At 69.4% G+C, this 10,650-nt stretch carries 10 protein-coding genes; 8 read left to right on the forward strand and 2 right to left on the reverse strand.

Features of this window, described 5'->3' with window-relative positions:
* Positions 1 to 1,746, reverse strand: a 1,746-nt coding sequence (locus AC1DZ6_RS10005; RefSeq protein WP_477097036.1) for an ATP-binding protein, incomplete at its 3' end; no start/stop codon positions are given.
* A 168-nt stretch (positions 1,747 to 1,914) separates the two neighbouring features.
* Between AC1DZ6_RS10005 and AC1DZ6_RS10010 the strand changes: the two genes are divergently transcribed.
* The 5 genes from AC1DZ6_RS10010 (at position 1,915) to AC1DZ6_RS10030 (ending at position 6,403) form a co-directional block, all read left to right on the forward strand.
* The gene (locus AC1DZ6_RS10010; protein ID WP_477097037.1) at positions 1,915 to 2,244 is read left to right on the forward strand and encodes a hypothetical protein; all 330 of its coding nucleotides are present in this window, start codon (positions 1,915 to 1,917) and stop codon (positions 2,242 to 2,244) included.
* 57 nt (positions 2,245 to 2,301) lie between these two features.
* The gene (locus tag AC1DZ6_RS10015; protein WP_477097038.1) at positions 2,302 to 2,730 is read left to right on the forward strand and encodes a hypothetical protein; all 429 of its coding nucleotides are present in this window, start codon (positions 2,302 to 2,304) and stop codon (positions 2,728 to 2,730) included.
* 135 nt (positions 2,731 to 2,865) lie between these two features.
* Entirely contained in the window at positions 2,866 to 4,038 is a 1,173-nt protein-coding gene (locus tag AC1DZ6_RS10020; RefSeq protein ID WP_477097039.1) for a phosphoserine transaminase, read from the forward strand.
* Positions 4,039 to 4,167: 129 nt separating this feature from the next.
* Positions 4,168 to 5,748: a phosphoglycerate dehydrogenase gene (serA, locus tag AC1DZ6_RS10025; protein ID WP_477097045.1), complete on the forward strand. Its 1,581-nt coding sequence runs from the start codon at positions 4,168 to 4,170 to the stop codon at positions 5,746 to 5,748.
* Between the two features lie 289 nt (positions 5,749 to 6,037).
* Entirely contained in the window at positions 6,038 to 6,403 is a 366-nt protein-coding gene (locus AC1DZ6_RS10030; protein WP_477097040.1) for a VanZ family protein, read from the forward strand.
* Positions 6,404 to 6,542: 139 nt separating this feature from the next.
* On the opposite strand, the gene AC1DZ6_RS10035 is transcribed toward AC1DZ6_RS10030, so the two are convergent.
* The gene (locus AC1DZ6_RS10035; protein WP_477097041.1) at positions 6,543 to 7,331 is read right to left on the reverse strand and encodes a crotonase/enoyl-CoA hydratase family protein; all 789 of its coding nucleotides are present in this window, start codon (positions 7,329 to 7,331) and stop codon (positions 6,543 to 6,545) included.
* 110 nt (positions 7,332 to 7,441) lie between these two features.
* Between AC1DZ6_RS10035 and AC1DZ6_RS10040 the strand changes: the two genes are divergently transcribed.
* The 3 genes from AC1DZ6_RS10040 to AC1DZ6_RS10050 form a co-directional block, all read left to right on the forward strand.
* Entirely contained in the window at positions 7,442 to 8,233 is a 792-nt protein-coding gene (locus tag AC1DZ6_RS10040; protein WP_477097042.1) for an ImuA family protein, read from the forward strand.
* A complete protein-coding gene (locus AC1DZ6_RS10045) occupies positions 8,148 to 9,677 on the forward strand; it encodes a DinB/UmuC family translesion DNA polymerase (protein ID WP_477097043.1) in 1,530 nt (509 codons plus the stop codon). Before AC1DZ6_RS10040 ends, AC1DZ6_RS10045 begins: the two co-directional genes overlap by 86 nt.
* A gap of 132 nt (positions 9,678 to 9,809) precedes the next feature.
* A partial coding sequence (locus tag AC1DZ6_RS10050; protein WP_477097044.1) for a PHP domain-containing protein occupies positions 9,810 to 10,650 on the forward strand: 841 nt, incomplete at its 3' end.

The raw sequence follows: 10,650 nt of genomic DNA on the forward strand, positions 1-10,650 counted from the left end.
GACCAGGGCGTTGGCGGTGACCGCCACGATCGGGATGCGCTTGCGGCCTTCGCTGACCTCGAGCGAGCGGATGGTGCGGGCCGCCTCGACGCCGTCCATCACCGGCATGTGGATGTCCATCAGCACGATGTCGAAGCCGCCGCGCTTCCAGGCGTCGACGCAGGCCGCGCCGTCGGCCACCAGCTCGACCTCGGCGCCCAGCGGGGCCAGGACGGCGGCGATGACCTTCTGGTTGGTCGGATTGTCGTCGGCGGCCAGCACGCGCAGGCGGCGCTCGGATTCGATCGGCGGCGGGGCGGCCTCCATCGGCGCGGGCGTGGTCATCTCGCCGCGCGGCATGGCCACCACGACGGTGAAGGTCGAGCCCTGGCCCTCGCGGCTCTGCACATGGACGCCGCCGCCCATCAGCGTGGCCAGTTCATTGCAGATCGACAGGCCCAGGCCCGAACCGCCGAACCGGCGGGTGGTCGAGCTGTCGGCCTGGACGAACTTGTCGAACAGGCGGGGCAGGGTCTCGGCGTTGATGCCGATGCCGGTGTCGACCACGTCGATGCGCAGGCCGCTGCCGTCGTCCGCCGAGGCGAAGCGGACCGAGACCGAGCCTTCCAGCGTGAATTTCAGGGCGTTGGAGACCAGGTTGCCCAGGATCTGGCGCAGGCGGTCGGCGTCGCCGCGCCATGCCCCCAGGGCTTCCGGCGCGACGAAGACGCCGAACTCCAGGCTCTTGGCCCGCGCCTGGGTGGCGAAGGATTCGCGCACCGACAGGGCCAGGCTGGCCAGGTCGAAGTCGCGCTCCACCAGGTCCAGGCGGCCGGCCTCGATCTTCGACAGGTCCAGCACGTCGTTGAGCACCGACAGCAGCAGGCCGCCCGATTCGCGGATCACCGACAGGCGCTCGCGCTGGGCGGCGCTGAGCTCGCCCATGGCCATCACCTCGGTCATGGCCAGAACGCCGTTCAGCGGGGTGCGGATCTCGTGGCTCATATTGGCCAGGAAGTGCGACTTCAGCACATTGGCCGCGTTGGCGTCGTCGCGCGCCTTGACCAGTTCGGCCATCGCCCCGCGCAGGTCGTGGTCGTTGACCTCCAGCCGCGAGACCAGGTGGTTGAAGCTGTCGGTCAGGCTGTGGAAGACGTCGTCGTCGGCCGCCTGCTCCACCGGCTTGAAGCGGCCGTCGGCGGCGACCTCGCGCATGGCCTGAGACAGGCGCTCCATCGGCTTGGTCATGCGGCGGRCCAGGCCGTTGGCCAGCAGGATCGCCAGGCCGGCCGAGCCGAAGAACAGGGCGCCGGTCAGGGCCAGGTCGCGCGACAGGATCTCGGCGATGCTGGGCTGGCGCACCAGAAGCTCGACCCGACCCACGCGCTTGCCGGCCAGGAACACCGGCTGAACGATCTTTTCGGCGTCCTTGACGGTGGGCGCGCCGAGCTGGGCGACGACCTGGTTTTCCTGGTCGATCAGCCGGACGGCGGCCACGTGCTGGGCCTTGCCGACGGCCTCCAGGGCCCGGTTGGCGCCGACCGCGTCGTGATCGGCCAGGGGCACCGCGGCGCCGGCCGCGACCATCTGGGTGAGGATCTCATGATTGGCGCGCGCTTCCTGACGCGCCACGCTCCATTGCTGCAGCATGAAGCACAGACACGCGGCGACCAGCGCCACCACGGTCGTGACCAAGGCCACGCCTGCGATTCGCGCCTGTAGAGGCGCGTGCGGCATGCCTTCGAAATCGCGGCTCTCGTCGTTCATGACCCGTCCGGGTTGGTTTTAACGGCCCTATTCTCGCTCGATCTTCCTAACGGTTCGCTTCCGCGAAGACCCTCGCACGCGCCAAACAAACGCTAACGGTTGTTTTTTATACCCCAGCCTTAACATTTGGTTTACCTTCTTCTTTAGGTTGTCATTAAGGAGATGGGCGTGGAAAAGGCTTTCGTTGCACAACGTGTCGCCAACAAGCTGTTCGCTACTGAAGCGGCTGTGGACGCCGCGATGGTGGAAACCGCTGAAATGATGGCGGAACTGATGCAGGCCCGTAAGGATCTGAACCTGTCGGCCACCGTCGGCAACGGCGCCAGCGCCAAGCTCGCCGAAGCCGTCTCGGCCCTCGCCGCCGCCCGCACCGCCGTGGTCGAAGCCCACGCTCAACTGGACGAAGTCCGCCTGCGCGTCGGCATCCGCACCAAGCTGATCGGCGTGATCGGCAAGGAAGGTTCGCTGGTCCAGCACGACATGCGCGCCGCCAGCTAAGCCACATTGCGATAGTTTAATACCTTGGGTCTCTAATTTCGGTTAGAGACCCAAGACATGCACCTAGAGCTCCTGATCCTTGTCGGTTGGATGCTGATCCTCGGCGTCAGCCTTCTGGCTTGGCGTTTGGGCGGGCCGGTCGAGCGTCAGGTCGCCATCCTGGTGGTGGTGATGTCGCTGGCCATCACGCTGATCGGGCTCATTCCCGACAAGGCGATCCAGAAACCCAGCTATTTCCTGGTGGACGGCCTGTTCGGCGCCGGACTGCTGGTGCTGTCGCTGCGCTACACCACCGCCTGGCTGGGCGTCGCCGTTCTTCTGCAGGCCGCCCAATTCAGCCTTCACGGCTACTACCTGGTCGCGGGCAAGTCCTACGACAGCCTCTACGCCATGGTGAACAATCTCGTCAGCCTGGGCGTGCTGCTTTGCCTGGCCGCGGGATGCCTGCTGGCCTGGCGCAAGCGTAAGCGCATCGCCGCAAAATAATTGCCGGATGCGGACGATAAGTCCGGTCCGCGGCAAAATCTCTCCTTGCCTTCGCCGACGAAACGCGGTTTCTCGCCGGCGGGCCACACCCCCCCAACGGGGTGCAGTCCATCTGTAAGGATGGGAGACATCGATATGACGACCCTCGCCAAGCCGGCGATCCGCCCGGCTCGCCCCGAGTTCTCTTCCGGCCCCTGCGCCAAGCGCCCAGGCTGGACCCCCGAAAATCTCAGAAACGCCGTTTTGGGCCGGTCGCACCGTTCCAAGCTGGGCAAGGGCCGCCTGAAGGCCGCCATCGACCAGACGCGCGAAGTTCTGGAAGTCCCCGCCGACTTCCTGATCGGCATCGTCGCCGGGTCGGACACCGGCGCCGTCGAGATGGCGATGTGGTCGATGCTGGGCGCCAAGCCCGTGCAGTTGCTGGCCTTCGAATCGTTCGGCAAGGACTGGGTCACCGACGTGACCAAGCAGCTAAAGCTGCCGAACGTCGAAGTGCTCGACGCGCCCTACGGCCAACTGCCCGACACCTCCAAGGTCGATCCGGCCAAGGACCTGGTCTTCACCTGGAACGGCACCACCTCGGGCGTCCGCGTCCCGAACGCCGACTTCATCAGCGCCGACCGCGAAGGCATCGTCATCTGCGACGCCACCAGCGCCGCCTTCGCCCAGGAGCTGGACTGGACCAAGCTGGATGTCGTGACCTTCTCCTGGCAGAAGGCCCTGGGCGGCGAGGGCGCGCACGGCGTGCTGATCCTGTCGCCCCGCGCCGTGGCCCGCCTCGAGAGCTACACCCCCGCCTGGCCGATGCCGAAGCTGTTCCGCATGACCAAGGGCGGTAAGATCGCCGCCGACATCTTCGAAGGCGCGACCATCAACACGCCCTCGATGCTGTGTGTCGAGGACGCCCTGGACGCCCTGAAGTGGGCCGCCTCGATCGGCGGGCTGGAAGCCATGCAGGGCCGCGCCGACCAGAACCTGGCGGTCATCGCCGACTGGGTCGAGCGTACGCCCTGGGTCGAGTTCCTGGCGGCCACGCCGGAGATCCGCTCCAACACCTCGGTGTGCCTCAAGGTCGTCGATCCCAAGATCGCGGCCCTGCCGGACGACGCCCAGGCCGACTTCGCCAAGAAGCTGGCCAGCCTGCTCGAGAAGGAGGGCGCGGCCCTCGACATCGGCGGCTACCGCGACGCCCCGGCCGGCCTGCGCATCTGGTGCGGCGCCACCGTCGAGGCCTCGGATCTCGAGGCCCTGACGCCCTGGCTCGACTGGGCGTTCGCCTCGGTCTGCGCCGAACTGGCCGCCGCTTAAGCACACCTGCAGCGACTGGAATCCTCGTCCCTCGATCTGTTCGGGACGGGGATTTCAGACCCCCTAAATCCGTAGCCGTCACCCGAAGTCCGTCGAAGGGCAGGGCGGCTCCCAGGACTGGAACACCAAATCATGGCTCCTCGCGTTCTCATCGCTGACAAGCTCAGCCCCGCCGCCGTCGACATCTTCAAGAACCGCGGCGTCGACTTCGACATCAAGGTCGGCCTGTCCAAGGACGAACTGATCGCCGTGATCGGCGACTATGACGGCATCGCCATCCGCTCGGGCGCCAAGCTCGACAAGGACGTGATCGCCGCCGCCCACAAGCTGCAGGTCATCGCCCGCGCCGGCATCGGCGTCGACAATGTCGACATCCCCGCCGCCACCGCCAAGGGCGTGGTGGTGATGAACACCCCGTTCGGCAACTCGATCACCACGGCCGAGCACGCCATCGCCATGATGTTCGCCCTGGCCCGTCAGCTGCCGGCGGCCGACGCCAGCACCCAGGCCGGCAAGTGGGAGAAGAACCGCTTCATGGGCGTGGAGCTGTACGCCAAGACCCTGGGCCTGATCGGGGCCGGCAACATCGGCGGCATCGTCGCCGACCGCGCCCTGGGCCTGAAGATGAAGGTCGTGGCCTACGACCCCTTCCTGAGCCCTGAGCGCGCCATCGAGATGGGCGTCGAGAAGGTCGAGCTGGAAGACCTGTTGGCCCGCGCCGACGTCATCACCCTGCACACCCCGCTGACCGACAAGACCCGCAACATCCTGTCGGCCGACAATCTGAAGAAGACCAAGAAGGGCGTGCTGATCGTCAACTGCGCCCGTGGCGGCCTGGTCGACGAAACGGCCCTGCGCGAACTGCTCGACAGCGGCCACGTGGGCGGCGCCGGCTTTGACGTGTTCGTCACCGAGCCGGCCAAGGAAAACCCGCTGTTCGGTTCGGACCGCGTGGTCGCCACCCCGCACCTGGGCGCCAGCACCAACGAAGCCCAGGAGAACGTCGCCCTGCAGGTCGCCGAGCAGATGAGCGACTACCTGCTGACCGGCGCCGTGACCAACGCCCTCAACAGCCCGTCGATCACGGCGGAAGAAGCCCCCAAGCTGAAGCCGTTCGTGGCCCTGGCCGAGAAGATCGGCGCCCTGGCCGGCCAGATGGTCGATTTCGGCATCTCCGCCATCGACATCGCCTTCGAGGGCGAGGTCTCCAAGCTGAACGTCAAGCCGATGACCTCGGCCGCGCTGGCCGGGATCCTCAAGCCGATGCTGGCCGAGATCAACATGGTCTCCGCGCCCGCCGTGGCCAAGGAGCGCGGCATCACCGTCTCGGAGAGCCGCCAGGAAGTCAGCCCCACCTATGACAGCCTGATGCGCGTCACCATCACCACCGAGAAGGGCAAGCGCGCCTTCGCCGGCACGGTGATCGCCGGCGCGCCCCGCATCGTCGAGGTCAAGGGCATGGAACTGGACGCGGGCTTCTCGCCGGCCATGCTCTACATCAACAACCTGGACAAGCCGGGCTTCATCGGCGCGCTGGGCATGCTGCTGGGCGAGGCGGGCGTCAACATCGCCACCTTCAACCTGGGCCGCCTGTCGGCAGACGAAGACGCCATCGCCCTGGTCGGCGTCGACCAGGCCCCGGACGAGGCCCTGCTGGCCAAGATCCAGGCCCTGCCGCACGTCAAGGAAGCGCGCGCGCTGACGTTCTAACGCCCTGAACCCTTCTCCCCCTTGCGGGAGAAGGTGTCAGCGAAGCTGACGGATGAGGGGTCTCTCAGAACCATCCGCCGCGTCCAGCCTGACCGCTGGGCGCGGCGGTTTTCGTTGGCGCGACCTCTCACCCGACGGTCCTTCGGACCGCCACCCTCTCCCGCAGGGGGAGAGGGGATGCTGGTGCAGACCGCGTGCAGGCCTCGACTGGATACGGCCAAGATCGCCGGCCGCCATGTTCAAGCCTCACCGGACCGGCTAGGTGCGGAGCATCCAGCCAGGAGCCCCGATGTCCCTCCGCGCCCGCAAGATCAACCGCATCGTCTTCATCGTCTTCCTGGCCGCCTCGGCCTACGCCCTGGCCCGGGCCCTGCTGCCGGACGACGACAGCATCGGCCTGATCCCCTGGGACAAGGCCAAGCACTTCATCGTCTTCTACGTGCTGAGCATCCTGGCCAGCCTGGCCCTGCCGCACAGCCGGCTGCACCGCATCGGCTTGGTCATCCTGGCGTTCGGCGGGGGGATCGAGATCCTGCAGGGCTTCGTCGGCCGCGACGCCTCGTGGTTCGACCTGTTCGCCGACGCCTGCGGCATCAGCGCCGCGTTCGGCCCGATGCTGGTGTCCAAGTGGTGGCGGGCCGAGGCGCGGTTTTAGCTTTCAAAGCTCCGCTCATCCCGGCGAATGCCGGGACCCAGATCCTATAGCTGAGTGGCTGATTGGAAGGGCGATGCGCGCTTGGCGTCATCCCCACGACCATTCCATCTGGGTCCCGGCCTTCGCCGGGATGAGCGGATTATTGGGATGGCTCAAAACTGCCCCCGCGCCCCTCGCCGTCCTTGAACCGCGCGGCCCCGGCCCGGGCCTCGCGGCGCAGCGGCTCCAGTCCGCCGACGCCCTCGACCTTCAGCGCCGCTTCCAGCGAGACGTCCCACTGGGCGAAGGCCGAGGCGCGGTCGGCGCGCAGGCAGATCTGCGGGAAGGCGGCGATCTGGGCGGCCAGTCCTTGAGCCGCGACGAGCGCCTCGCCCGCCGGGACCACGCGGTCCGCCAGGCCCCAGCTCAAGGCCTCGGCGGCCTCGACCGCCCGGCCGGTCAGGATCATGTCCAGCGCCCGGCCCTGGCCGACGATGCGCGGCAGCCGCACCGTGCCGCCGTCGATCAGCGGCACGCCCCAGCGCCGGCAGAACACCCCGAAGATCGCGCTCGTGGACGCCACCCGCAGGTCGCACCACAGGGCCAGCTCCAACCCGCCGGCCACCGCATGGCCCTCGACGGCGGCGATCACCGGCTTGGACAGCAGCCGCCGCGTCGGCCCCATGGGGCCCTCGCCGACCGGGTCGTAGCGCTCGCCCTCGCCCCCTTCTTGGTCTTGGGCGGCGGCGACCGCCAGGTCGAACCCGGCGCAGAACGTGCCGCCCGCCCCGGTCAGCACGGCGACGGCGGCCTCCGGATCGGCCTCGAAGGCGTCGAACGCCGCCCGCAGCTGCAGGGCGGTGTCGGGGTTCACGGCGTTGCGCTTTTCGGGGCGGTTGATGGTGACGGTCCAGACCGGGCCGTCGGTGTGGAGTTCGACTTCGGTCATCTGGAGCCTCCTGATCGCGGCGAACACCATGATGGGCTCCGCTTGACTCTCCAAGTCCGGAGGATCAGAACAAAAGTGGAACATCCTAGGTGTCTTGGGGAGTGTTGAGCATGCCCGGGGCGAAACCCGCCCTTTCGGCTTTGAGAGCCCAGATCGCCGCCATGGAAGCGGGGACTCGGACTCCGCCTCCCGTCCTGCCGTTCGGCGATCCGCGCATCGACGGCTGCTTTCCGGCCGGCGGCCTTCAACGCGGCGGCTGGCACGAGGTGGGCGGATCGGGGCTTGAAGAGGAGACGGGCGCGGCCCCGGCGGCCTTCACCGCCCTGATGCTGCGGCCGCTGGCGGCCAAGGGCGCGGTGGTCTGGGTGATGCGGCGCGACGACCTGCACGCGCCCGGCCTGGTCAATCTGGGCTTTCCGGTCGAGCGCCTGATCCAGGTCCGGGCCCGCGACGAGGCCGAGGTGCTGTCGGTGCTGGAGGACGCCCTGGCCACGGTCGGAGTCGCCGCCGCGATCGGCGAGGCCGAGACGCCCGACCTGAAGGCCGGCCGCCGCCTGCAGCTGGCCTGCGAGCGGCGCGGTTCGACCGGAGTGCTGCTGCGAAGACGGCCCTATGGCGGGCCGGTCGGCCCAAGGGGGAGCAGCTCGCGCGAGGTGTCGGGCTCGGCCGTCCAGACCCGCTGGCGCATCGCCGCCGCCCCCAGCCAGCCGCCGCCGGGCGATCCCGGCCTGGGCCCGCCGCGCTGGCGGGTCGAACTCGAACGCTGCCGGGGCGGCCGTCCCGGCGCCTGGATCCTCGAACAAGCGGAGGCCGCCGATGGCCCGCATTCTTTCCGTCTGGTGTCTAAGTTGGCCGATCACGACGTGGCGGCGAACGAACCCGAACTCCGGCTCGTCGGCTGAAGCGCCCGTCGCCCTGATCGCCACCGAAGGCGGCACGCGCCGCCTGGCCGCCGTCGACGMCGCGGCCGCGGCGCTCGGCCTCCACGTCRGCCAGAAGGCCGCCGACGCCGCGGCCCTGGTTCCCGACCTGCTCACCGCCGACCACGACCCGGACGGCGATCGCGCCGCGCTGGAGATCCTGTGCGACTGGTGCGTTCGGTTCTCGCCGGCCGTGGCCCTGGACGGGCTGGACGGCCTGCTGCTGGACGTCGAGGGCGTCTCGCATCTGTGGGGCGGCGAGGCGGCGATGCTCGACGACCTGCTGGCCCGACTGGAACGCTGGGGCGCGCCGGCGAGGGGGGCGATCGCCGACACCCCCGGCGCGGCCTGGGCCCTGGCCCGCTACGCCCCCGACCGCACGATCGCCCCGCCTGGCGGCCAGGCCCCGCTGCTGGCGTCGCTCCCGGTGGCGGCCCTGCGTCTGGACGAGGCCGCCCAGGCCCAGCTGCCGCGCCTGGGCCTGTTCCACGTCGGCCAGCTGCTGGCCCTGCCACGCGCCCAACTGGCCAAGCGCTTTGGCCTCGCCGCCTTGATGCGCATCGACCAGGCCCTGGGCGCGGCCCGCGAAGCCCTGACCTTCCGCCGTCCCGCCACCCCCTGGTTCGACCGCCTGGCCTTCTTCGAACCGATCAGCGCCCTGGAGGATCTGGAGCGGGTGACCGCCGACATCTGCGCCCTGCTGTGCGCCCGGCTGGAGGCCGAAGGGCAGGGGGCGCGGCGGTTCGAGCTGGTGTTCCACCGCCTGGACGGCCGTGACTATCCGCTGCGCGTGGGCCTGTCGCGCCCGGGCCGCGACCCCGCCCGCATCGCCAAGCTGCTGAAGCCCAAGCTGGACACGGTCGACCCGGGCTTCGGGATCGAGGTCGTCACCCTGTGGGCCGCCGATGTCGAGGCCCTGTCCGCCGCGCAGCGAAGCCTGGACGCCGACGGCGGGGTCAGCCTGGAGGAGGGCCTGGCGCCGCTGGTCGACCGGCTGATCAATCGCCTGGGCGAGGGGCGGGTCTGGCGGGCCGATCCGCATCAGAGCCACGTGCCGGAACGCTCGGTGCGCCGCGCCGCGCCGCTGGACCCGACGCCGGAAACGGCCTGGGATCCCGACCGGCCCAGGCCCTCCCGCCTGCTGCGTCGTCCCGAGGCCATCGAGGTGGTGGCCAAGCTGCCGGACGACCCGCCGGTCCAGTTCCGCTGGCGCGGCAAGTCGCGCCGCGTGCGCCTGGCCGAGGGGCCAGAACGGATCGGCCAGGAATGGTGGCGCAAGGCCTTCGACGAGGTCGGGCCCGGCAAGGTGCGCGACTATTACCGAGTGGAGGACGAGGCGGGCGAGCGGTTCTGGATCTTCCGGGCCGGGCTTTATGGCGACGGGGAGAAGATCCCGAAGTGGTGGTTGCATGGCCTGTTTGGGTAGCCGCGCACTTGCCCCCACCTGGCGGCTGCGCCGCCTGTCCGCCCCCATAGGGGGCGAAGGACCGCCGCGCGGGTCCTCTTCCCCCTATGGGGGAAGGAGGGCCGTCGGCCCGAAGGGGGCAAGGGCGTGTTCATGAAAACCCACGCCTACGCCGAACTCCAGGCCACCACCAACTTCTCCTTCCTGCGCGGCGCCTCCCACGCCCAGGAGCTGATGCTGACCGGCCAGGCCCTGGGCCTGAGCGCCGTGGGCGTCGCCGACCGCAACACCCTGGCCGGGGTGGTGCGGGCCTGGACGGCGGCCAAGGACCTGGACATCCGCGCCCTGACCGGCTGCCGGCTGGACTTCATGGACGGCACGCCCAGCCTGCTCTGCTACCCGTCCGACCGCGAAGCCTTCGCCCGCCTGACCCGCCTGCTGACCGTCGGCCAGCGCCGGGCCGAGAAGGGCGAATGCCACCTGTTCTGGAAGGACTTTCTCGAACATGCCGACGGCCAGCTGGCCCTGATCGTGCCGCCGGCGAAACTGGACGAAGCCTTCGAGACCGACCTGACCCGCATGGCCGGCGAACTGCGCGGACGGGTCTGGCTGGCCGCCAGCCGGGCCTACGCCGCCCAGGATCTGAAGCGCCTGTCGCGGCTGTCCGACCTGGCCCGCGACGCTCGCGCGCCGATGGTCGCCACCAACGACGTGCTCTATCACGGCCCCGAGCGGCGGCCGCTGCAGGACGTGATGACCTGCATCCGCGAAGGCTGCACGATCACCGAGGCGGGCTTTCGCCTGGAAGCCAACGCCGAGCGCCACATCAAGACCCCGGTCGAAATGGCCCGGCTGTTCGAGCGCTGGCCCCAGGCGGTGGAGCGCACGATCGAGATCGTCGAGCGCATCGGTTTCGACCTGGGCCAACTGAACGAACAGTATCCCGACGAACCTGTGCCGCCCGGCAAGAGCGCCATGCAGCACCTGACCGATC

This window comes from Caulobacter sp. P1_B12_2, assembly GCF_056406675.1.